This is a genomic window from Enorma burkinafasonensis, from assembly GCF_902150035.1.
GTDB classification, from domain to species: Bacteria; Actinomycetota; Coriobacteriia; order Coriobacteriales; family Coriobacteriaceae; genus Enorma; species Enorma burkinafasonensis.
This window is the reverse complement of record NZ_LR597501.1, coordinates 39,562-62,368: the sequence shown is the minus strand read 5'-3', so window position 1 is coordinate 62,368 and position 22,807 is coordinate 39,562. Positions and strand designations below refer to the sequence as shown.

24 protein-coding genes and 1 tRNA gene are annotated in these 22,807 nt (G+C 63.8%); 10 read left to right on the top strand and 15 right to left on the bottom strand.

The features are described 5' to 3' along the window. Positions 1 to 21 precede the first annotated feature (21 nt). The 7 genes from FS885_RS00310 (at position 22) to FS885_RS00280 (ending at position 5,820) form a co-directional block, all read left to right on the top strand. Positions 22 to 98 (top strand) — tRNA-Pro (locus FS885_RS00310). Positions 99 to 224: 126 nt separating this feature from the next. Continuing rightward, positions 225 to 950, top strand: a complete 726-nt coding sequence (locus FS885_RS00305; protein WP_144742967.1) for a CDP-alcohol phosphatidyltransferase family protein — start codon at positions 225 to 227, stop codon at positions 948 to 950. Between the two features lie 84 nt (positions 951 to 1,034). Next, complete coding sequence (locus FS885_RS00300; protein ID WP_144742966.1) at positions 1,035 to 1,442, top strand: FHA domain-containing protein; 408 nt, start codon at positions 1,035 to 1,037, stop codon at positions 1,440 to 1,442. Between the two features lie 2 nt (positions 1,443 to 1,444). Beyond that, positions 1,445 to 2,317, top strand: coding sequence for a transcriptional regulator FtsR (gene ftsR, locus FS885_RS00295; protein ID WP_144743211.1), 873 nt, complete (start codon positions 1,445 to 1,447; stop codon positions 2,315 to 2,317). An 11-nt stretch (positions 2,318 to 2,328) separates the two neighbouring features. Continuing rightward, positions 2,329 to 2,862 carry an adenine phosphoribosyltransferase gene (locus FS885_RS00290; RefSeq protein WP_144742965.1) on the top strand — a complete coding sequence of 178 codons (534 nt, stop codon included), beginning with the start codon at positions 2,329 to 2,331 and terminating at the stop codon, positions 2,860 to 2,862. Between the two features lie 176 nt (positions 2,863 to 3,038). Then, on the top strand, positions 3,039 to 4,172 hold the full coding sequence (locus FS885_RS00285) for a C40 family peptidase (RefSeq protein WP_144742964.1): 1,134 nt from the start codon (positions 3,039 to 3,041) through the stop codon (positions 4,170 to 4,172). Positions 4,173 to 4,410: 238 nt separating this feature from the next. Beyond that, on the top strand, positions 4,411 to 5,820 hold the full coding sequence (locus FS885_RS00280; RefSeq protein WP_144742963.1) for a Sapep family Mn(2+)-dependent dipeptidase: 1,410 nt from the start codon (positions 4,411 to 4,413) through the stop codon (positions 5,818 to 5,820). A gap of 90 nt (positions 5,821 to 5,910) precedes the next feature. On the opposite strand, the gene FS885_RS00275 is transcribed toward FS885_RS00280, so the two are convergent. After that, the gene (locus FS885_RS00275) at positions 5,911 to 6,546 is read right to left on the bottom strand and encodes a DUF1836 domain-containing protein (protein WP_246060658.1); all 636 of its coding nucleotides are present in this window, start codon (positions 6,544 to 6,546) and stop codon (positions 5,911 to 5,913) included. Between the two features lie 166 nt (positions 6,547 to 6,712). On the opposite strand from FS885_RS00275, the gene FS885_RS00270 reads away from it, so the two are divergent. Beyond that, a complete protein-coding gene (locus tag FS885_RS00270; protein ID WP_144742962.1) occupies positions 6,713 to 7,585 on the top strand; it encodes a DegV family protein in 873 nt (290 codons plus the stop codon). A gap of 714 nt (positions 7,586 to 8,299) precedes the next feature. Here the strand turns inward: FS885_RS00270 and FS885_RS00265 are convergent. The 4 genes from FS885_RS00265 to FS885_RS00250 all read right to left on the bottom strand — a co-directional run bounded on the left by FS885_RS00265 (position 8,300) and on the right by FS885_RS00250 (position 11,158). Further along, positions 8,300 to 9,643 (bottom strand): NCS2 family permease, encoded by a 1,344-nt coding sequence (locus FS885_RS00265; RefSeq protein ID WP_144742961.1) that lies wholly within the window; start codon positions 9,641 to 9,643, stop codon positions 8,300 to 8,302. A gap of 51 nt (positions 9,644 to 9,694) precedes the next feature. After that, positions 9,695 to 10,138, bottom strand: coding sequence for a dUTP diphosphatase (gene dut, locus FS885_RS00260; protein ID WP_144742960.1), 444 nt, complete (start codon positions 10,136 to 10,138; stop codon positions 9,695 to 9,697). Between the two features lie 5 nt (positions 10,139 to 10,143). Further along, positions 10,144 to 10,587 carry a transcriptional regulator NrdR gene (nrdR, locus tag FS885_RS00255; protein ID WP_144742959.1) on the bottom strand — a complete coding sequence of 148 codons (444 nt, stop codon included), beginning with the start codon at positions 10,585 to 10,587 and terminating at the stop codon, positions 10,144 to 10,146. A 109-nt stretch (positions 10,588 to 10,696) separates the two neighbouring features. Then, positions 10,697 to 11,158 carry a LysM peptidoglycan-binding domain-containing protein gene (locus FS885_RS00250; RefSeq protein ID WP_144742958.1) on the bottom strand — a complete coding sequence of 154 codons (462 nt, stop codon included), beginning with the start codon at positions 11,156 to 11,158 and terminating at the stop codon, positions 10,697 to 10,699. A 154-nt stretch (positions 11,159 to 11,312) separates the two neighbouring features. Between FS885_RS00250 and lexA the strand changes: the two genes are divergently transcribed. Together lexA and FS885_RS00240 are read left to right on the top strand one after the other, a co-directional pair. Beyond that, complete coding sequence (gene lexA / locus FS885_RS00245; RefSeq protein ID WP_144742957.1) at positions 11,313 to 11,954, top strand: transcriptional repressor LexA; 642 nt, start codon at positions 11,313 to 11,315, stop codon at positions 11,952 to 11,954. 14 nt (positions 11,955 to 11,968) lie between these two features. Then, positions 11,969 to 12,706, top strand: coding sequence for a heparan-alpha-glucosaminide N-acetyltransferase (locus tag FS885_RS00240; protein WP_144742956.1), 738 nt, complete (start codon positions 11,969 to 11,971; stop codon positions 12,704 to 12,706). A gap of 6 nt (positions 12,707 to 12,712) precedes the next feature. On the opposite strand, the gene hflX is transcribed toward FS885_RS00240, so the two are convergent. The 10 genes from hflX to pgsA all read right to left on the bottom strand — a co-directional run bounded on the left by hflX (position 12,713) and on the right by pgsA (position 22,806). Beyond that, positions 12,713 to 14,002 carry a GTPase HflX gene (gene hflX / locus FS885_RS00235; protein ID WP_144742955.1) on the bottom strand — a complete coding sequence of 430 codons (1,290 nt, stop codon included), beginning with the start codon at positions 14,000 to 14,002 and terminating at the stop codon, positions 12,713 to 12,715. After that, a complete protein-coding gene (miaA, locus tag FS885_RS00230) occupies positions 14,003 to 14,923 on the bottom strand; it encodes a tRNA (adenosine(37)-N6)-dimethylallyltransferase MiaA (protein ID WP_144742954.1) in 921 nt (306 codons plus the stop codon). After that, positions 14,920 to 16,290 (bottom strand): tRNA (N6-isopentenyl adenosine(37)-C2)-methylthiotransferase MiaB, encoded by a 1,371-nt coding sequence (gene miaB / locus FS885_RS00225; protein WP_144742953.1) that lies wholly within the window; start codon positions 16,288 to 16,290, stop codon positions 14,920 to 14,922. Before miaB ends, miaA begins: the two co-directional genes overlap by 4 nt. A 1-nt stretch (position 16,291) precedes the next feature. Next, entirely contained in the window at positions 16,292 to 16,612 is a 321-nt protein-coding gene (locus tag FS885_RS00220) for a stage V sporulation protein S (RefSeq protein WP_144742952.1), read from the bottom strand. Between the two features lie 84 nt (positions 16,613 to 16,696). Beyond that, positions 16,697 to 17,779, bottom strand: coding sequence for an ATP-binding protein (locus FS885_RS00215; RefSeq protein WP_144742951.1), 1,083 nt, complete (start codon positions 17,777 to 17,779; stop codon positions 16,697 to 16,699). A 3-nt stretch (positions 17,780 to 17,782) separates the two neighbouring features. Further along, positions 17,783 to 19,336 (bottom strand): ribonuclease Y, encoded by a 1,554-nt coding sequence (rny, locus tag FS885_RS00210; protein ID WP_144742950.1) that lies wholly within the window; start codon positions 19,334 to 19,336, stop codon positions 17,783 to 17,785. 238 nt (positions 19,337 to 19,574) lie between these two features. Next, positions 19,575 to 20,252: a regulatory protein RecX gene (locus tag FS885_RS00205; RefSeq protein WP_144742949.1), complete on the bottom strand. Its 678-nt coding sequence runs from the start codon at positions 20,250 to 20,252 to the stop codon at positions 19,575 to 19,577. A gap of 18 nt (positions 20,253 to 20,270) precedes the next feature. Continuing rightward, positions 20,271 to 21,365 (bottom strand): recombinase RecA, encoded by a 1,095-nt coding sequence (gene recA, locus FS885_RS00200; protein WP_144742948.1) that lies wholly within the window; start codon positions 21,363 to 21,365, stop codon positions 20,271 to 20,273. 310 nt (positions 21,366 to 21,675) lie between these two features. Next, positions 21,676 to 22,167, bottom strand: coding sequence for a CinA family protein (locus FS885_RS00195; protein WP_342777718.1), 492 nt, complete (start codon positions 22,165 to 22,167; stop codon positions 21,676 to 21,678). A gap of 12 nt (positions 22,168 to 22,179) precedes the next feature. Next, complete coding sequence (pgsA, locus tag FS885_RS00190; protein ID WP_144742946.1) at positions 22,180 to 22,806, bottom strand: CDP-diacylglycerol--glycerol-3-phosphate 3-phosphatidyltransferase; 627 nt, start codon at positions 22,804 to 22,806, stop codon at positions 22,180 to 22,182. Position 22,807: the final 1 nt, after the last annotated feature.

Below are 22,807 nucleotides of genomic sequence, written 5' to 3'. Positions count from 1 at the left end.
TCAGATGAGACGGCATTGCTTCGGGACGTGGCGCAGCTTGGTAGCGCACTTGACTGGGGGTCAAGGGGTCGCTGGTTCGAATCCAGTCGTCCCGACCAGAGCAGCCTGGGCACCGGTTACACCGGTGCCTTTTTTCATATCTGGTCCGGCCGTTGGCTAGACTTCCCGATGATGGGTATCATGCAGAACGTGCGTGTACTCGTTAGGAAGCGTAGGTTTGCATCGTGAGACGTAAGAAGAGGGTGACCAAAGACCTCATCGGCACCCCCGATTACCCCTCGAACCAAATCTTCACCATATCGAACTTCATCACGGTCCTGCGCCTCGTGCTGACGTTCGTCTTCCTGTACCTGTTCGTCGCCGACGTCAACCGCTATGTCGCTCTCGTCATCTACGCCGTCGCGGCGAGCACCGACTGGCTCGACGGCCAGATCGCGCGCCGTACGCACACCGTGAGCTGGCTCGGCAAGATGATGGACCCGGTGGTCGACCGCGCCCTGCTCTTCACCGGCGTGATCGGGCTCGTCGCTCGCGCCGAGCTGCCCGTGTGGGTCTGCGTGGTCATCATCTGCCGCGACGTCTACCTCGCCATCGGCAACTCCATCGTGCGCCGCTACCACAAGCGGCCGATCGACGTCGTGCTCACCGGCAAGGCCGCCACGGCGCTGCTCATGACCGGGTTCTCGTTCATGCTGCTCGGCCTTCCCACCATGCACGGCCTGGGCTGGCTCGGCGAGGTCTGCGAGCCCTTCCCGGGGCTCGACGGCCGCACGGTGCCCATGGGGATCCTGCTCGTGTACCTCGGCGTAGTGTTCTCGCTCATCACCGCGGTCGTCTACACGGTCAAGGGCTACCGGGCGGGCAAGCGGGCCATCGAGCATCCCGAGGAGGAGGATGAGGACTTCCTCAACCCCGAAATCGTGGATTGTGACGATGCCGCGGCGCTCTAGACGCACGCTTTTCGTTCCTGCGGTAGAATAGGCCACAGAAGCGTCCCCGGGCGCTGCCTTTACGTATGACTGATTGGGGTTCCCATGTCCGACCCGACGATCGATTCCACGCGCGTGTTCCGTATGCCGTCCGATGACGCGACGGCGCCCGACCTCATGAAGAGCGCGCGCATCTCCAACCCGGTGCTCTCGATCATCAAGGGGCCCCAGACGGGCAACACCTTCCAGATCGACGGTGCCGAGACCACGATCGGCCGCGACCCGGCGAACACGATCTTCCTGAACGACATGACCGTCTCGCGCGCGCACGCCAAGATCCTGCGCGACGGGGCCAACGTCGTCATCGAGGACCTCGGCTCGCTCAACGGCACCTGGGTCGACGGCGCCATCGTCAACTCAGCGCCCCTGCACGACGGCTCGTCGGTGCAGATCGGCACGTTCACGCTCGTCTACCATGAGAGCCAGCCGGAGCGCATAGAGACTGGTGAGTGAGCTTGGCCGAGCGCAGCTATCTGAGTATCGGCCAGGTCGTCAACCTTCTCCGCGGCACGTATCCCGATCTATCCAACTCGAAGATCCGCTTCCTCGAGGACGAGGGGCTCATCACGCCCCACCGCACGCCCAAGGGCTATCGTCAGTACTCGATGGATGACGTGGAGCGCCTCGAGGTCATCCTGCACCTGCAGAAGACCCGCTACATGCCGCTGAACGTCATCAAGCAGCGCCTGGAGGGCGCCGACGACCTGCGCACGCTCGCCTACGAGGTTGGCCTGCTCTCCGACGTACCCATGAAGACGCAGCCCAAGGAGACCAAGCAGAAGCTCCATCCGCTCGAGGACATCCCGGACCTTCTGGGCGTGAGCATCTCGTTCGTGCGGCAGCTCGCCCAGAACGACCTCGTCCACATCATCAAGAGCCCCAAGAACCGCGAGCTCGTGGACGGCAGCGAGTTCGAGATCATCCGCTACTGCTCCGAGCTCTCTCGCTTCCATATCGAGCCGCGCAACCTCCGCCAGTACGCGCTCTCCGCGAACCGCGAGTCCACCATGTTCGAGCAGGTGCTCGTCGGCATGCTCGGCATGGACGACAGCGACGAGGACCGCAACGCCAAGCTCGAGCGCGCCTTCAACAAGCTGCACGACCTCACCGACGGCGTGCACACGGCGCTTCTCAAGAACCGCGTCTTCGAGTCGCTGAACGCCGTCGTGAAGGACGCCGACGTCGACTCGATCGACGACGAGATCACCCGTGCCGAGGCAGAGCGCGAGCGCGCACGCCGCGATGGGGACGACGAGCCCGCCCAGAAGCCCTCGGGCAACGCGCCCGCTGCGGCGCGACGAGCCACCAGAAGGACCGGCCGGAACTAGGGGAGGGACCTATGGCCGATATCGATTTCAGCTCTTACATAGCCGACATCCCGGACTATCCGGAGCCGGGTGTGGTCTTCAAGGACATCACGCCGCTCTTCGCCGACGCACATGCCATGCGCGCGGCCATCGACACCATCGCGGGGCATTTCCGCGGCCAGGGCATCACCAAGGTCATCGGGCCCGAGGCCCGCGGCTTCATGGTGGGCGTCCCGGTCGCCCTGGAGCTCGGCGCCGGCTTCATCCCTGCCCGCAAGCCCGGCAAGCTCCCGCGCGAGACCGTCTCGATCAGCTACGACCTCGAGTACGGCAGCGACACGCTCGAGATCCACGCCGATGCGCTCGAGCCCGGCGACCGCGTCATCGTAATCGACGACCTCATCGCAACCGGCGGCACCATCGCCGCCACGGGCTCGCTCGTCGAGCAGATGGGCGCGACGCTCGTGGGCTTTGGCTGCATCATGGAGCTCGCGTTCCTGGAGCCGCGCAAGAAGCTCGCCGCGCAGGGTGACCACGACGTCTTCAGCCTTATCCAGGTCGCGTAAGCGCACCGCACAGCCATGCGCATTCGGGCGGTTCCGGGCATCCGGGACCGCCCTTCTTATGAAAGGCTGATGGACGGCTTCTGAAGGTTCGCCCGAATCGGCGTCGCGGGGGCAGGGCGTTAGGGCCGAGCGTCTATAATGGCTACTGTTTGTTCAGACCGTTTGGAGGTTCTTCCATGCAGATCAGGGAATTCGGACGCGCGTGCGCACGGTTCTCGCTCGTGGCAGCTCTTTCCGGTTCGATCGTTCTCGCGGCCGTCCCGGCCGTTCCCGCATATGCCGATCTCGAGTCCGAGCTCGCCGAAGCCAAGGCTGAGCTCGAGCGGCTCGGTCAGGAGTACCAGAGCCTCCAGGATGCGCTCCAGAACGCGTCCAACGACCTCGAGGTGACCAAGGGCGAGATCGAGGAGACCCAGATCGAACTCGAGCAGGCCCAGGCCATCCTCGCCGAGAACGTCGCCAACGACTACAAGAACGGCGGCGACCAGATCCTCGAGGTCATCCTGGGTTCCAACGACTTCGACGACCTCATCTCGCGCGTCTTCTACATGGACAAGGTCTCCGAGGCCCAGGCCGAGGCGATCGAGGACGTCCGCACGCTCCAGGACCAGCTCATCGAACAGCAGACCGACGAGCAGCAGATGATCGACGACCTGCAGGGCCAGGTCGACGCGGCAGCCGACAACCAGAGCTCGGCGCAGGCGCTCGTGAACTCGCTCTCCGCCGAGGTGCGCGCGCAGCTTGAGGCCGAGGCCGCGCAGAACGCCGCGCTCGCCGCGGGCATCCAGTCCGCCGAGGACGCCGAGGACGAGAACTCCCTGCGCGACCAGATCGTCGAGAACGGCAACGCGCAGCACGAGGAGGAGGAAGAGGAGGAGACCCCCAGCGCTCCCTCCACGCCGCAGCAGCCCGCCGACGACAACCAGAACCAGGGTTCCTCCGGCACCTCGAACGTCGGGGGCAGCGCGCTCGCATACGCTCTCGGCCAGGAGGGGAAGCCCTACGTCTACGGCGGCTCGAGCCCGTCTGCCGGGTTTGACTGCTCCGGTCTTGTCTACTGGGCCTACCGGCAGATCGGCGTCACCGACTTGCCGCGTACCGCTGGCGCTCAGGCCTCCTACATCAGGAGCCATGGGCGCTGGACGACGAACGTGAGTGAGCTCCAGTACGGTGACCTCGTCTTCTATAGCGGCCATGTCGCGTTCTACGTCGGCAACGGCCAAGTCTTCGGCGCCTGGCGCCAGGGTCGACCCGCCGGCTACGGTGGCGTCTATGAATGCGGCACCCCCTACGGCGGCGGCAATATCTGATCTTCTGCATAGTAGTTCGTTGTGGAGCCCATGGTAAATGGGCTCCATTTTTGTATTCCTATCCCGTGCAGATAGACAAACACGCTGCGTAGACCACGATTACCTGAATAAACTAATCACGTTCGCTAAACGGTCGGTTTTCAACCGTGGATGGCCGTCTGCATGAGCCCGGGTTTCCTCTGCATAAACTGGGTAGTACTATCCAGTAGGGAAGTGCACCTTCGAGGAAAGGAACACCATGGCAGACGCGAAGACCCTGGAGCAGATCGACCAGTGGGTCGAGGACCACTGGGAGGATGTCATCGCCGACATCGAGACGCTCGTCAACATCCCGAGCCAGGAGGACCTCGACCACGCGACCGAGGGCAAGCCCTACGGTCCCGGGCCCGCCGAGGCGCTCGAGGCCGGTCTTAGCATGTGCGAGCGCATGGGCATGAAGGCCGAGAACCATGAGGGCTACGTCGGCACCGCCGACTACGTCGGCGACAACGACGAGAAGAAGATCGCCATCATCGGGCATCTCGACACTGTGCCCTGCGGCCCCGGCTGGTCCCAGGACCCGCACAAGATGACGCGCCGCGAGGGCTACCTCATCGGCCGCGGCACCCTCGATGACAAGGGCCCCTTCGTTGTCTCCGCCTACGCCGCGAAGTACTGGCACGATGCGGGCTACCAGTTCCCCTATACGCTCCGCCTTATCCTGGGGTGCAACGAGGAGACCGGCTTCCAGGACGTGTACTACTACAACGAGCACTTCGAGCAGCCGGCGTTCATCCTGAGTCCTGACGCCGAGTTCCCGGTCTCCGCAGGCGAGAAGGGCATCTACGAGGGCATCTTCACCTCCGGCCCCATCACCGACGGCAAGATCGTCTCCTGGAACGCCGGCGAGGCGCCGAACGCCATCCCCTCGGATGCGCACGTCGTCGTGAAGGCCGACCTGGCCGCGCTTCCCGCGCGCGACGGCATCACGCTCTCCGATGAGGGCGACGGCTGTGTCCGCATCACCGCCAAGGGCAAGGGCGGGCATGCCGCCAAGCCCGAGGGCACGATGAACGCCATCGGCATGCTCGTCGACTACATGCTCGACAACGACCTCGTGTCCGATTCCGAGCGCCGGTTCCTGGACCTCCAGAAGACCCTCATCGATGACTACACGGGCGAGGCCGTGGGCGTCAAGGCCGAGGACGAGATCTTCGGGCCGCTCACCATCATCGGCGGCACCTGCTGGAAGGACGAGGACGGCACGCTGCACCAGTCGTGCGACTCGCGCTATCCCACGACCATGAACAAGGAACGCCTCGAGGAGATCCTCACGGTCACCGCTGCCAAGTTCGGCGCCACCTACGAAACCGATAACGACACCGTGCCGTTCTGGATCGACCCCAATGGCGAGGAAGTCCAGCGCCTCACCAAGGTCTACAACGACCTCACCGGCGAGAACCGCTCCTGCTACACGCTCGGCGGCGGCACGTACTGCCGCGAGTTCGAGCGCGGAGCCGCCTTCGGTGTCGAGATGCCGTGGCGCAAGGACCCCGATTGGGTCGGCCCCATGCACGGTGACGACGAGGGCATCTCCGAAGACGCGCTCAAGCTCTCGCTCAAGTGCTATATCTTGGGCATCAAGGAGATCATGGAGATCGAGTACTAGAGCTTTCGCCCGCTAACGGCCGCTGAACGCGACGGCGCCTCCGCTCGTACGGAGGCACCGTCGCTCATATCGGGCTAAAGATCGCGCCGATCACTTGCCGTGCTTGCCGTCGTGCTCCTCGTCATAGCCGATGAACTTGAGGTAGCCCATGAGGTAGGCCTTCGCGGCGAAGGCGATCACTGCGTTGCGCACGAGCAGCGACTCGCGGGTCACCATGGTCGCGGAGTCGGGAGCGGGGGAGGGCCCGTCGCCGAATACGCCCCGTATGGCGCCCTCCAACTCGCGGGCGACGTAGTCGTACGCCATCTCGGCGGTGTAGGTTACGCGCTGGATGCGGAAGAGCGACGAGGTCGCGTGGATCGAGAGCACCTGCTTGAACACGCAGATAACGAGTAAACGCGCTATCTGCTCGCGGCCGTAGAGCTTCTTCACCGGAGGGGCGATGAGCCCTGCCTTGACGTAATTGTTCACCATCGAGGGCGTGAGCCACTCTCCCTCAGTGCATGCGTCGAGGGGTTGAAGCGTCTTCTCGACGGTACCGATGACCTGGTCGCGATAGAGCTCCACGGAAGATAGCTCCTGATAGCGGGGCATCCTGAACGCGGCGAGCTGCTTTGCGAGATCGGACTGCAGGTAAGCGTCCGGCAGTATCGTGGGGGCGATATCCTCCTGCGTGATCTCGGGAGCATTGCTGGACATGGGGATGACCGTCTTCTTGGTGCTCATGGACGCTCCTCTGAACTACAAGCGCGACCTATCACGAGGTATCGCATACGTACACTCATAGATTGTAGAACTATGTCATCTTGTTCGCTAAACCATGTTGTCAATGATTTCATATAACCATACTTCTATAATGGGGTAGACGTACTCCGGTCGAAAGGACCCCGATATGAGTTGGGCAATCGTTGCCGATTCCAGCTGCAACCTTCGTGGCTACCAGCCGCAAGCTCCCGATACCAGCTATCTGTTCGCGCCCCTCAAGATCAACGTGGGCGGCGAGGAGTTCGTCGATAACGAAGAACTCGATGTGGACGAGCTCAACCGGCGCGTCGCCGCCGAGGAATCCGCCACGTCGAGCGCGTGCCCGAGCGTCGGGGAGTGGGCCGAGCGGTTCCGTACCGCGGACAATGTGATCGCGATCACCATCTCGGCGAACCTCTCAGGAAGCTACGAGGCCGCCGTCATGGCCCGCGAGATCGTGCTCGAGGAGGGCCCGCGCAACATCTTCATCGTCAACTCGCGTGCCGCGGGCGGCAAGCTCGAGCTACTGGTGTATCTGCTCGATAGGTACCTATCGGTTCATCCCGAAGCAACGTTCAACGAGGTCACGGCCTATATCTCTGATGTCGAGCTGTCCTCGACGGTGCTGTTCTCGCTTTGCACCTACGAGAATCTGACCAAGTCGGGGCGTATGCCCAAGATGGCCGGCATTCTCGCGAACAAGCTGAGCATCAGGATACTCGGTATCGCGAGCGACGAGGGGACCATCAAGGTGCTCGGTCCGTCTCGTAGCCAGAAGAAGATCTTCACGAAGATCATCGCCACCATGGAGGGCCAGGGCTACGCTGGCGGCCCGGTATTCATCGACCACTCGAACAACGAGGCCGGCGCGAGCGCGCTCGCCGCGAAGATCGTCGAGAAGTGGCCTGAGGCTCAAGTCACCTGCATGCCGTGCGGCGGGCTCTGCTCGTACTATGCAGAGAACGAGGGTCTCATTATCGGCTACGGTTGGGGAGCGGCAACCGGAGCTGACGTTCTCTAAAACATCTGATCAAGAATGGGGGCTCGCGCCCCCATTTGCTCAATCATTACTACTTTACATAAGATATATTATCCTGAAACGATTAGTAGCTTTCACTTTGAAACTGGTTTGACAGAGCTCCAAAACGCAACAGCAATTAATTCCTTTGTTCATCTCTTGAGTTTACAACAGCTATTGCGCTTATTTCCCTTGTTCTACATGCATGCCCGACAAGCATCCTGAATTATGTAGTGAGGCACAAGTCTCAATGAGATCATTCTGCTTGGAGCCCGAAGCAATCTCTTATGTATAGGCAGTTATAAATCGCAACCAGCATCTTCAAATAGTGCTTCTCCGAGATCGACTCAACGAGATAGACAAATGTTTCGATTTTGCGAATAGTAACCTCGGTGTTTAGCAGTGGTGATTCTCCTTACGGTGGATATCTGGCATCAAAATAGCAGCTAACTACTTTGACTGAATCTCCGATTTGGGCACCAATCGTACAATTTTGAATTATCTGACTACTACAACAATACTTAGGCACCTAACTTATGGTAATTTTCATAGGATTACTCTTATTGATAATCATCCCTCGCGACGTACCTGAAATCTGAAGATGCTGCCTTCACGCTGAGCACGAGAATAACAACAAAAATAACGGCGCTGAACGATCGAAATCATTCAGCGCCGTTGAATCAGTCACAAATAATATGACGTGGTAGCGGTACTCCCCTACGCAGTGATGGTCATGAGGAAGTACACCAGGAACGCAAGAGCGGCGACCCACATGAGCGGGCGGACCTTCTTGATGTTGCCGGTGACGACGGAGACGATCACATAGGTGATAAAGCCGAGGCCGATGCCGTTGGAGATCGAGTACGTGAACGGGATGCCAGCGATGATCATGAACGCCGGGAACGCCTCAAGCGGATCGGACCAGTCGATATCGACGACATCGCTCATCATGAGGAAGCCGACGAACACAAGCGCGCCGCAGGTGGCAGCGGAGGGAATGCAGTTGATGAGCGGCGAGAAGAACGCGGCGAGCAGGAACAGGATACCCGCAAACACCGAGGTCAGGCCGGTACGGCCGCCGTCGGCGGCACCGGAGGCGGACTCGACGAACGTAGTGATCGAGGAGGCGCCGAGGAAGCCGCCCGCGATGGCTGCAGAGGAATCCACGATCAGGATGGGCTTGATGTCCTCGACCTTGCCGTCCTCGGTAAGGAAGTCACCCTGCTTGGCGACAGCCATGGCGGTACCCATCGTGTCGAAGAAGTCGCTCATCATGAGCGAGAACGCCATGAGCAGAAGGGTCGGCGTGGTGACGACCTCGATGACGCCCATGACACCGGAGGCTTCGCTGACCTGGAACGGAGCAGCGAACGTCGAGAAATCGAGCGGGGCGACCACACCAGCGGGAAGCGGCGTCACGCCCAGCGGGATACCGATGACGGCGGAGATGATGATGCCCCAGAGCAGGGCGCCCTTGACCTTCATCGAGTACAGGATGACCGTGAGCACGATCGAGATGATGCCGATGACGAAGGTGAAGTTGTAGGCGCCGTCCTCACCGATGACCTTGCCAAGAGACACGAGCGTGTCGGAGTTGGCGACGATCACGCCGCCGTCCTTGAGGCCGATCATGGCGATGAAGAGGCCGAGGCCGATCGAGATGCCGTGACGCAGCGAGACCGGGATGGCGTCCATGATGGCCTCGCGCAGGCCGCAAAGCACAAGGATGAGGATGGCGATGCCCTCGACGAAGATGACGGCCATGGCGGTCGGCCAGCTCACGCCCATGCTGAGGCAGAGCGTGAAGGCGACGATCGAATTGATGCCCATGCCCGACGCGCACGCGAGCGGGCGGTTGGAGAACAGGCCCATGGCGATCGTCATGATCGCGGCGCCGATGCACGTGGCGGTGACGGCCGCGGTCTCGGGAATCCCAGCAGCAGACAAGATGCTCGGGTTCACGATGATGATGTAGGCCATCGCCAAGAACGTGGTCAGGCCGGCACGGATCTCCGTAGCCGTGGAAGACCCACGCTCACCAAGTTTGAAGAACGATTCCATATACTCCCCTTTTCCTTGGATTGTTCTTCTACTACCTATGCTCAGGAACCGCTAGTTGGTTCCACTAGAGCCGAAGCCGCCGGAACCCCTGTCGGTCTCATCGAGTTCATCGACCTCGACGAGGTTCACGATGGGAACCTGCTGGATCACGAGCTGGGCGATGCGCTCGCCGCGCTCGATGTGAATGGGCTCATGGGCGTCGAGATTGACGCAGATGATCTTGAGCTCGCCCCGGTAGTGGGCATCGATAAGACCTGGGGTGTTCGCGATGGAGAGGCCGCGCTTGAGGGCCATGCCGCTGCGGGGCTGGACGAAGCCGGCGTACCCGTCGGGAAGCGCGATGGCGAGGCCGGTACCGACCAGGGCGCGCTCGTGGGGCTCGATGGTGACATCCTCGTTAGCGCGCAGATCGAGCCCGGCATCGCCCTCGTAGGCGTAGGAAGGCAGCTCGACCGAAGGATCGAGCCGTTTGATGTTGACTGAAACCCTATTCACGTAGATCACCTCAGCTTGTCGAGTTCCTGGAGGAACTCCTCGATGTTCTTGAAATCGCGATAGACGGAAGCGAACCTGATGTACGCGACCTTGTCGATGCGCTCGAGGCGCTTAAGTACCATGTCGCCGAGTTCATGGGAGGATACAGCCCGTAGCGTCCTGCCGCGAAGCTCGAGCTCTATATCGTCGATGAGGCCGTTGAGCTGCGCGAGGTCGATATCGCGTTTCGAGGTTGCCCTCATGAGGCCGACGAGCAGCTTGTTGCGGTCGAACGGCTGGGTCGTGCCATCGCTCTTGATGACCTCGATGGGGTCCTCGCAACGCTCAAACGTCGTGAACCGGTACCCGCAGGAACGGCACTCTCGACGGCGTTTGATGGCGTTGGTGGCATCCTGCATGCGCGAATCGACCACGCGGGTGTCATCGCCGCCGCATTTGGGACAGCGCATTATGTCTCCTCCTTATGGCAACCGAATCAGGATAGCATATATCGATGCTATAAGGAGTTCGCGACACCAGATGTTGTAGTGAAGAAACGCTTAGCTGAATGTCGCTCGCTTAATCGGCCTGGGAGGCGACCGAAAGCTCCATGCCGGGCTGCAGCGTCGCCGACTCGAGACCGTTCCACGCACGGATGAGCTCGGCGGTATCCTGTGTCGTCATGCCCTCTACCGGATACGCTTCCGCAAGCGCCCAGAGAGAATCGCCCGGGCGGACCTCCACGCTCTGCGTCGCCGTGGTGGCGAGAGCTTCCTCGAACGCCGACGACTCGTGGGCGACGACGGCATGGGCGACAAAGACCAATGCGGCGACCATAGCGGTCACGGCGATTAGGGACAAAGCCAGCTTCGGCAGCGAGGATGCCTGATGCTTAGCGGAAACGCGAGGTGCGGACGCCTTGGAGACATGTTGCGCCGGCAGCGCGTAGATCTTGGTCTCGAAACGACGGCTCGGTTCCTGAGACGGGTTCTGGCTGACGGAAAGGGCGAGGTTCCCGTCGATAAGGCAATCCTGGTACATAACGCGTCTCCTCTCTGCTTGTGTCGAACCTGTTATACCGTGCGGCCCGGACAAAAGGTCTGGCGCAAGAACGGATGTTCGTATATCATTATCTTCGAACAGTTGTTCCTGTCAAGAAGAAATCGAACAAATGTTTGGTTTGAAAGGAGCTCCGATGGCACGCAAGATCTCGAAGCGCCAGCAGCAGATCTACGACTTCATCCGTTCGTATCAGCTGGAGAAGGGTTATCCGCCCAGTGTGCGCGAGATGGCTGCAGCCGTCGGCCTCTCCTCCCCCTCCACGGTGCATGCCCATCTGAGCGCCCTGGAGGAGCGCGGTCTCATCAAGCGCGATGCCACCAAGCCGCGCGCCCTCGAGCTCTTCAACGAGGACGGTTCCTCGGTCAACCTCGCCGAGGTCAAGGAGTCACCCGAGCGCGGCACCGTATCGCTCCCGCTGGTCGGCCGCGTCGCCGCCGGCATGCCGATCCTCGCCGAGCAGAACGTCGAGGACACCTTCACGCTCCCCACCGAGATCGCAACCGATTCCTCCTCGTTCGTCCTCGAGGTCCATGGTGACTCGATGATCAACGTCGGCATCTACAACGGCGACTACCTCATCGTCCGCGAGCAGAAGAGCGCCATGAACGGCGAGATCGTCGTGGCGATGATCGACGGCGAGGCGACGGTCAAGACGTTCTACAAGGAGCGCGGCCGTGTGCGCCTCCAGCCCGAGAACGACGCCATGGAGCCCATCTACGCCGACAACCCGCAGATCCTCGGTAAAGTCGTCGCCCTGATGCGTCGCCTCGGATAGGGGCACCCCATCTCATGCCGCAGAGCACGAACAAGCAGGAAGCAACGGCCCGCCTGGTGCTGTTGGATGAGGTTCGCGGGTTAACCATCGTCTCGATGGTGCTCTTCCATGCCGCCTACGACGCAGCCTATCTTTACGGCTATGACCTCGCTTGGTTCCAGGAGCCGATCATCCAAAACGTATGGCGCTGCTCGATCAGCTGGGTGTTCCTCCTGCTTGCCGGATGGATGACCGCCTACAGCAGAAGCAATGCGAGAAGGGCGGTGCGCTATGCCCTCTGCGCCCTTCTCGTCTTCGCGGCGACGGCTCTGGCTGGCGTGGACACCGCTGTCACGTTCGGAATCCTGTTCTGCATGGCAGCGAGCACCGCCGTGTACTGCGTCGCCGAGCCCGTGCTCAAGCGCGTGCCGCCTGCACTCGGGCTGTTCGGTACGCTCGCGCTCTTCGGCATCACCTATGCCGTGCCTCACGCGCGCTACGCGGTGGAGGGCCTCGCCTGGCTGGGCTTCCCCTCCCCTACCTTCTCTTCGGGAGATTACTATCCGCTGCTCCCCTATCTCTTCATGTATCTCGCTGGGGCGTTCTGCCAGCGTCTGTTCATGGAACGGTACGGTAGCGAGCCGCCCGCGGCGATGATCTCATCCCATTGCGGGCCCCTCGCCTTGATCGGTAGGCACAGCCTGGAGATCTACCTGGTCCATCAGCCGTTGCTCATCGTGCTCTTCGAGGGGATTCGCCTCATCGCGCCGTGATGGGTTTTAAGAGACCCGGAAATCCGAGACGCGGGCCGCGAGACGCTGGGGCAGCTTGGCGAGGACGTGCGTGCCGGACTCCTCGTAGCTCTCGTTGAGGATCGTCCCGCACTCGTGCAGGACCTTCAGGAGCTTCCCCTCGCGATACGGGATCAAGACGTCCACGAGGACGTCGAGCGCGGCCGCCTCGAGACCGATGCGCGCTACGAGCTCATCGATGCCCTCACCGGTGGCAGCCGAAACGAAGACGGCATCGGGATAGAGCCGCTTGAGCTCGACCCGCTGAAGGTCGTCGATGAGGTCGACCTTGTTGAGCACCACGCAGGAGCGGACCTCGTCCGCGTCGATCTCATCGAGGACGCGGTCGACCGCCTCCAGCTGGCGCGTGAGGTTGGCGTCGGACGCATCGGCGACCTTGAGGAGCAGATCGGCATCACGAACCTCGGAGAGCGTCGACTTGAACGCGTTGACGAGCCCATGCGGCAGCTTCTGGATGAAGCCGACGGTATCGGTGATGGTCATGGCGCGGCCGCCCGGCAGCCGGTAGGAGCGCGTGGTGGGATCGAGCGTGGCGAAGAGCTTGTCCTGGGCGAGAACGTCCGATCCGGTGAGGCGGTTCAAAAGCGACGACTTGCCCGCGTTGGTGTACCCGGCAAAGGCGACGCGGAACGCCGGCGAGGCGACGCGTTCCTTGGATTGCACCCCGCGGCGCTTCTCGACCTCGCGGAGTTCGCGCTTCACGACGGCGATCCTGCTCCTCACCAGGCGCCGGTCGACTTCGAGCTGCGTCTCGCCCTGCCCGAAACGGCTCCCGATGCCGCCGCGCGTCTGCTCTTTAGCTAGATGGCTCCACATGCCCCGCAGGCGAGGAAGGAGGTACTGGAGCTGAGCGAGCTGAACCTGCAACCTGCCCTCGCGCGTCTGGGCATGGAGGCCGAAGATGTCGAGGATGAGCGCCGTGCGGTCGATGATCTTGACCGGTGAGCCGACGGCCTTCTCGAGAACGGTCTGCTGCGAGGGCGTGAGGTCGTCGTCGAAGATGACCACGTCTGCGTCGAGTCTATGGACAAGGCCCACGAGCTCCTCAAGCTTGCCGGAACCGATGAAGGACCGGGGGTTCGGCTTCTCGAGCCGTTGGGTGAGGCGCGCGACCACGACGGCACCCGCGGTATCGGCGAGGCGCTCGAGCTCGTCGAGGGAGCGCTCGAGGGGCCAGCGGGTATCGCGCTGCTCTACGCCCACGAGGACGGCGCGCTCGGGTTCGAGCTCGGTCGTGACGAACGGGAACCGACCCATCTACTCCCCCATCGAATCGAGTATGCGCATGGCTGCGTCCTCGACGGTCAGCTCATCGAGGTCGAGCCAGGTGATGCGCCGGTCACGTCTGAACCAGGTGAGCTGCCGCTTCGCATAGCGACGGCTGCGTCGCTTGATGAGCTCGACGGCGTCGTCGAGGTTCGCGTGGCCCTCGAGCACGTCGATGAGCTCCTTGTAGCCGATGGCCTGCCGCGCCGTGAGCGCGGGTCCGGCGCCCTGCTCCATGAGGCCGCGGACCTCGTCGAGAAGGCCGGCATCCATCATGGCGTCCACGCGGCGGTCGATGCGCTCGTAGAGGCGGGACCGTTCCATCGTGAGCCCGAAGTAGCGCGTCGGGTAGTGCTCGCGCGGCGTGGAGAAACCGGCACGCTGCCGGGCATACGACGTCCCCTCGTCGAGCATCTCGAGCGCCCGGACGACGCGGCGCACGTTATGCGGGTGGATACACGCGGCACTCTCGGGGTCGCGCTCGGCGAGGAGTCGGTAGAGGGCGTCCTCCCCTTCAGACGCGGCGATGTGCTCGTAGCGCTCACGGCTCGAGCCGCCTACCTCACCGGCGGGGAAATCCATCTCATCGAGGACGGCGCGCACGTAGAGCCCGGTGCCGCCGCAAACGACCGGCGTCCTGCCGTCCGCGAGCAGGCCGTCGATGATGGCGCGCGCGTCGCGCTGGAAGAGCGCCGCCGAGTAGGCGACGTCCGGATCGGTGACATCGACCATGCGCAGGGGGACCGGCCGATCGGCGACTGGCGTCTTCGCCGTGCCGATATCCATGCCGCGGTACACCTGCATGGCATCAGCCGAGACCACCTCTGAAGAGAGGCGCGACGCGACGATGTCTGCGACCGCGCTCTTGCCGACCGCAGTCGGCCCCACGACGGCGAGGACCACCTCACTCATCGGGCCTCGCCGACAACCGTTCCGGAGAGGTACCAGGTGCGGGCGCGGTCGATGTGCACGTCGACGATCTTGCCGATGAGGCCCTCGACGCAGGCGCCCTCGGGCACCGGCGCGTGGACGGTCTGGTTCTTGGGGCTCTTGCCCTGCAGGATTGCCGCGTCCTTCTTGGAGGACCCCTCGACGAGCACGGGGACGATGCAGCCGAGCTCATGCTGGTTGAAGTCGAAGGCGGTCCGCTCGATGACCTTGACCAGACGGTCGAAGCGGTCCTGGATGACCTCGCGCGGCGTGTCGTCGGGGATCTCTGCGGCGGGGGTGCCCGCGCGCCGCGAGTAGATGAACGTGAAGGCCTGGGCGTACCCGACGGTCTCGGCGAGGCTCAAGGTCTCCTGGAAGTCCTCCTCGGTCTCGCCGGGGAAACCGACGATGATATCGGTGGTGAGGGCGATGCCGGGGATGCGAGCACGGACGGCATCGACCAGAGCCAGGTAGTCCTCTCGCGTGTACCTGCGGTTCATGAGCTTCAGGATGCGCGACGAGCCGGACTGGACCGCGAGGTGGAGATGCGGCATGACGGCCGGGACATCCGCCATGGCGTCTATGGTCTCGGGAAGCAGGTCCTTGGGGTGCGATGAGGTGAAACGGATGCGCTCGATGCCGGTCTCGCCGACCTCGCGCAAGAGCTCGGCGAAGCGCGGCGCCCCGTAGCGGTCGCGGCCGAACGAGTTCACGTTCTGGCCAAGCAGCGTCACCTCGCGCACGCCGGTTCGCACGAGGCCCGTCACCTCGTCGACGACCTCCTCGATCGTGCGGCTCTTCTCGCGGCCGCGCACGTAGGGCACGATGCAGTAGGAGCAGAAGTTGTTGCAGCCCGTCATGATGGGCACCCACGCATGGTAGCTCTGTTCGCGATGCCAGGGCATGGTGAGGGCGCCAAGGGTCTCCCCCTCCTCGGTGAGGATATGGCGCTCCTCGTCGCCGAAGGCCTGCGCGATGAGCTCGCCCACATGGGCGATCGCGTGCGTGCCGAAGATGACGTCGACGTTGTCGACATTGGTGAGGAGCCCCTCGCCGTCGCGCTGCGCGATGCAGCCGCCCACCGCGATCACGCGGCGGCCCGAGGGCGGGGTGGGCAGGCTCTTGCAGGAGTTGCACTGGCCGTAGAGACGCTGGTCCGCGGCCTCGCGCACGCAGCAGGTCATGAAGATGACGATATCGGCGTCGGCGGGTTCCGCGACAAGCGAGCAGCCCAGGGAATCGAGCAGGCCCGACACCCGCTCGGAGTCATGCAGGTTCATCTGGCAGCCGAAGGTGCGGATGAAGTACGTTTTGCCGGAAAGGACGGATGAGATCTCGCGGCTATCCATATCAGTGCACCGTCAGCATCTCGGCGCCGGATTCATCCATCTCCGCACCCTGGTAGGAAAGCGGATGGACGAAGACCGCGAGCCTGATCGCGGTACGGGACTCGCCGTTGATGAGGATATCCGAGAACGTGGGCGCGCAGGAGATATCGAAGCCCGTGGGGATCAGGAAGCCGCGCGCGATGGCCATGGCCTTGATGGCCTGGTTGACCGCACCGGCGCCGACGCATTGGATGTTCACGGGGACGCCGTCCTTGACCATGCCGGCGATGGCGCCCGCGACGGAAGCCGGCGAGGACTTGCTCGATACCTTCAGATAATCCATTGACGTTTGCTCCTGCGGTTCTAGTGCGAATATGCAGCTCTTTGACTTTATCCTAACCGGCACGTCACGGCAAGAGATGAGGCGCTAGTCTCCCTTGCCGACCTCGAACGTCACCGTGATGGCGTCGCGCGACACCTTGATCTTGGGCTCGCGGGCGAGCGTGAGGTAGTACTTGGCGGCCAGGTCGTCGAAATCGCGCTCAAGAAGACGCGAGAACGCGTCGAGGTCGTCACGGGAGATCTTGAGCCCGCGGCGGTCGCGCGTGAGATCGACCTCCGCGGGCGCGGAGGTGCGCTTGCGCTCGCGCAGGATGCGCGAGGTGACGCTGCGTACCGGCTTGACCTGGCCGCTCAGGATGCGGTGCGCGGTGCGCTCGGAGATCGTGATGCCGAGGGAGGCGGCGATGCGCATGACGTCGGCGGCATCGGCGGCGTACCCCAGCCGCTCGACGACGGGGAGCCCCTCCTCGTCGTCGAGGAAGAGCAGGCGCGAGGCGTCGAGCTCGCCCGAGGCGTGGGCGTAGAGCGTCGCCGCGATCTCGGCGGGGCTGCCGAGGTAGACGTCGCACCCGTGGCGCTCCTCGAGCGCGAACTCGCAGGTCGCGCGGATGATGTTGTGGGGGCCGCGCGCGCAGACCCACGTCCCGTCGTCGTCGCGGACCGCCTGCGGCCAGGTAGACTGGTCGGCGCGTTCCGGTAGGCGCGCGCAGTCGACGGTGACGCTGAGCGACGAACCCTTGCCCGGGCCTGAGGCCACGACGCGCGCGTCCTCCGTGTTCTCGCGGATCGAGTAGAGGGCCATGCCGCGTCCGTGCACGCCCCAGCGGTCCATCTTCATCGACTCGAGCTTGGAGGTCACGCGCGCGTCGAAGATGCGCTCGAACATGTCCTCGGGTATGCCGCTGCCGTTATCGAGGAAAAGGAGGGTGCGGACACCCTCCTCCTTCGCTGTGGCGATATAGATCTTGGTGGCGTGGGCGTCGCGGGCGTTGCGCAGCATCTCGATGACGATGTCCTCGACATGCTGGATGTCGTGCTTCGCCTGACGGCGCTCGGCCTCGGCCACGCGCAGGCGCACGAAGCCCTCACCGAGGTTCTCCTCGACGCGGAGGGAACCCTCCCCCGTCATGGACGCGATGAACGAGATGAGCTCCTGCGACTCGGCCATGGGCTACTTCGCGATATCGACGGCGCGGCTCTCGCGGATGACGACGACGCGCACCTGACCGGGGTACTCCATCTCGTCCTCGATCTGATGGGCGATATCGTGCGCGAGGACGGTCGCCTGGGCGTCCGAGATCTTGTCGGGCTGCACCATGACGTGGACCTCGCGACCCGCCTGCATGGCGTAGGTGCGCTCGACGCCCTCGTGCGCGTTCGCGATCTCCTCGAGCTTCTCGAGGCGCTTGATGTAGTTCTCGGCGGACTCGCGGCGGGCGCCCGGACGCGAGGCGGAGATGGCGTCGGCCGCCATCACGAGCACGGCGATGATCGAGTTGGGCTCGACGTCGTTGTGGTGCGCCTCGATGGCGTGCACGATCGCGGGCTTCTCGCCGTAGCGGCGGGCGAGGTCGGCGCCGATGACCGCGTGCGGGCCCTCGACCTCGTGGTCGATGGCCTTGCCGAGGTCGTGCAGGAGGCCGGCGCGTCGCGCAGGCACCGGGTCAATGCCGAGCTCGGAGGCCATGATGCCGGAAAGCTCGGCGACCTCGCGCGAGTGGTTGAGGACGTTCTGGCCGAAGGAGGTGCGGTACCTGAGCGCACCGAGCGTCTTCACGATCTCGGGATGCAGGTCGTGGATACCGGTGTCGAACGCGGCCTGCTCGCCCGCCTCGCGCACGCGCTGCTGGACGAGGTCAGAGGCCTTCTGGTACATCTCCTCGATGCGCGCAGGGTGGATGCGCCCGTCGGCGATGAGGTTCTCGAGGGCGACGCGGGCGGTCTCGCGGCGCACCGGGTCGAAGCTCGAGAGGACGACGGTCTCGGGCGTGTCGTCGATGACGAGGTTCACGCCGGACACCTGCTCGAAGGTGCGGATGTTGCGCCCCTCGCGGCCGATGATGCGGCCCTTGAGGTCATCGGAGGGGATATGGACGGAGGTCACCGTGACCTCGGCGGTGTGATCGGCCGCGCAGCGCTGGATGGCGAGCGAGATGATCTTCTGGGCGGTCTTGTGGCACTCGGACTTCACGCGCTGCTCGGAGTCGCGGATGATGGTCGCGGCCTCGTGCGTGACCTCGCCGCGCACCTTGTCGAGGAGCTCCTTGTGGGCGTCATCGCGCGTGAGCTCGGAGATGCGCTCGAGCTCCTCGGTCTGCTTGGCGTAGAGCTGCTCGAGCTCGCGGCTGCGCTTCTCGACCTGGCCGGCCTGGCTCGACAGCTGGTGCTCGCGCTTGTCGAGGGCGTCGTTGCGTCGGTCGAGCGACTCCTCGCGCTGCATGACGCGGTTCTCGAGCGCGCGGAGCTCGCGCTTGCGCTGCTTCTCCTCGGCCTCGGCGGCCTGCTTGTTCTGGATGATCTCTTCCTTGGCCTCGAGAAGCGCTTCCTTCTTGAGCGTCTCGGCCTGACGCTGCGCATCGCCGATCACCTGGTTGGCCTCGGCGCGCGCCGACTCGAGCCGCGAGTCGGCCTCACGGAGGCTACCCTGCTTGGCGTTGCGCAGGACGATGACGGCGATGCCGGCGCCCACGAGGAGGCCGACAACGATGCCGATCACGATTTCCATGCCCTACCTCTTTCAAATTCAAGCATCAAAACAGTAACGCGCCTCGAGCGCGCCAGACATTTGTGCGGTATGGACACCCATTATGAAGTTGAACTATCAAAAATGAACCTCATCGAAGATGAGTGCGCATCTCATTACAAATGACCCCTTCATCCTACGAGTATGCATGAAGCATGTCAATTGATGCAGGGCTCGTCGGTCGTGAGTCCATCGAGGAACTACAACAGGTGCAAACGCCTCAATCGTCTTCGGCAAGGCGCCTCTTCACGGCATCGGATGCGATGTCATAGGGGAAGCCCTTGGACATGAGGTGGCGGACGAGCTTCTGGTACGGGTTCGCGGCTGGGACCGACTTCTTGGCAAGCAGGGCGCAGGCGCGCTCGAGGTCGTCGTCGCGGTTGAAGAAGCGCTCGGGCCAGCCCTCGACACGCGCGGGGTCGACACCGCGTCGCGCGAGCTCGAGCTCGACCTTGCGCCTCCCCCATCCGCGGCGTATGCGCTCCTCGATGAAGGATTCGGTGAACCGGGCGTCGTTCAGGAACCGTAGGTCCTCGGCGCGCTTGACGGCGCGGTCCACCGAAGCGGGCTTGAAGCCGGCGCAGAGGAGCTTGTCGCGCGCCTCGTGCACGGAATGGTCCCTCCGGGAGAGCATCTCCGTCAGCGCGACGAAGCACTGGCGCTCCTCGAGGGCCGAGAGCTCACCGAGCGCGTGCTCGAGCGTGCAGGGCTCCTCCGGCAGATTCTTGTTGAAGAGCCGGGCGACGCGGGCGGGCACCCAGGCGTCGCGCTCGCGCCCTCCCTCGAGGACGAATCGGACCCTCGCGCGCGGCTTCTTGCGGGTCGGCGCCGAGAAGCCCTGCGTGGCGCGCGAGGGGAACTGGAACTCGATATCCTCTACGATGCGGGGTTCATCCATGGCCTGGGGCGGCGAGCCTTACGAGTCGAGCTCGCCGGCAGCATCTTCGACGGCCTCGCCCGTGGCCTCGTCCGAGAAGTCGAGGCCGCACGCGACGCGCACCTTGTGCTCGATCTCGTCAGAGAGCTCGGGGTTGCGGCGCAGGAAGTCCTTCGCGGCCTCGCGGCCCTGCCCCAGGCGCTCCGACTCGTAGGTGTACCAGGCGCCGGACTTCTTGACGATCTCGTAGTCGACGCCCATGTCGAGGATCGAGCCCTCCTTGGAGATGCCCGTGCCGTACATGATGTCGAACTCGGCGGTGCGGAAGGGCGCCGCGACCTTGTTCTTGACGACCTTGCAGCGCACGCGGTTGCCCACGATGTCGGCACCGTTCTTCAGGCTCTCGATCCTGCGGATCTCGATGCGCACCGAGGAGAAGAACTTGAGCGCGCGGCCGCCCGTCGTGGTCTCGGGGTTGCCGAACATGACGCCGATCTTCTCGCGAAGCTGGTTGATGAAGATGCAGGTGGTCTTGGACTTGGCGAGCGAGCCGGCGAGCTTGCGGAGCGCCTGGCTCATGAGGCGGGCCTGCAGGCCGACCGAGCTGTCGCCGATCTCGCCCTCGATCTCGGCGCGCGGGACGAGCGCGGCGACCGAGTCGATGACGATCGCGTCGATGGCGCCGGAGCGGACGAGCATGTCGCAGATCTCGAGCGCCTGCTCGCCGGTATCGGGCTGGGAGATGAGGACCTCGTCGATGTCGACACCGATGCGCGCCGCATAGGTGGGGTCGAGCGCGTGCTCGGCGTCGATGAAGGCGACCACGCCGCCAGCGGCCTGGGCCTCGGCGAGGATCTCGAGCGAGAGCGTTGTCTTGCCGGAGGACTCGGGGCCGTAGATCTCGATGATGCGGCCGCGCGGCACGCCGCCGATACCCAGCGCGGCATCGAGCGAGAGCGCACCGGTGGGAATCGCCTCGATCTCGAGCTCGGGGCCGCCGTCACCGAAGCGCATGATCGAGCCGGTGCCGAACTTCTTCTCGATCTCGGCTTTGGTGAGGTCGATCATCTTGTCGCGTTCCTCGCCATACGTGCGCTCGTGCACCTGGCGGACGGGACCGGAACTCTTAGCCATTGAATCCTCCTTGTATCATAGTGCGACTATCATATGCGAACAGCTGTTCGCGGTCAAGCCTTCTGGCCAGAATGATACGCGGCGCATCCAACGGGAATCCAAGAGATTCTTCCGCACATCAAACGGGAACCTCACCGGAACCTTCCCCGAAGGTAACAGAACCGGCGGACCGAATAGAGCCTGTGCATAGCCGCAGGTAGCGGTTCCAGAAATGCCTCCATGGACCCTCCGGGCGCAAGGAGCAGCGGCTGCGGGTGAACAAGTAGACGGCACAGGTCCCGTGAAAATGCACGGAACCTCGACAACTGACCTAGCTCAGGGTCTCGACGGCCTCAGCGAGCAAAGCGAGAGCCTCCCTACAGGCGGCATGTCGGATGGACGAGCGGTCCCCCTCGAAGCGGAAGCGCTGGGCGCGCGTCTCCCCTGCCGTCGAGACGCCGATGTAGACCGTCCCCACGGGATCGGCTTCCGTGCCGCCCCCGGGGCCCGCGAACCCCGTTACGCTCACGGCGGCATCGCAGCGAAGAACGTCACGGGCGCCTGCGGCCATCTCGCTCGCGCAGCGCTCCGAGACGGCACCGACGGTGTCGAGCGTCTCCTGCAAAACCCCAAGCACGCGGTGCTTCACGTCCTCGGTATAGCTCACGATGCCTCCCATGAGCACGGAGGAGGCGCCGGGGATATCGGCGATCGTCGCGGCGACGAGGCCAGCCGTGCAGGACTCGGCGCAGCCGACGGTCACGCCCGCGAGGGCGCACCGCTCGACGAGCCCGCGCGCGATCGCCTCGGCATCCGCTGCCATGCGACCCATCCCCTACGAGAAGATGACGGTGCGCCCGTTCCAGAAGTACTGGACGCCCGAGACGACGGTGAGCACGACGGCGGCGATCATGAGCGCGCCCGAGATGAGCAGAAGCCACGCGGCGACAAACGCGAAACCGAGCGAGGACGCGGCGAAGGCGACGAAGTAGCCGCAGAGCGACACCATCGTGACCGCGGTCTTGGCCTTGCCGAGCTGGTCGGCGGCGATGACGACGCCCTGGGCACCGGCGACCATGCGGAGGGCACTCACCAAAAACTCGCGCAGTAGGATGATGAACACGACCCAGACGCTCACGAGCCCCTGCTCGAGCAGGATGAGCAGCGCCGAGAAAACCAGGAGCTTATCGGCGATGGGATCGAGGAACTTGCCGAAGTCGGTGATCTCGCCGCGCGAGCGCGCCAGGTAGCCGTCGAGCTTGTCGGTGAGGCTCAACACGATATAGAGGACGCAGGCGGCGACGGCGGGACCGGCGAGGTAGGACGCCCCGGGCACGTCGCAGGAGAGCTCGGCGAGCACCATGAACACGGGGATGAACACAATGCGGACGCAGGTCACGATGTTCGCCGGCGTCCAGACGCCGCAGGGCGCCTGAGCGGGCGAGCCTGAACTAGATGCCATG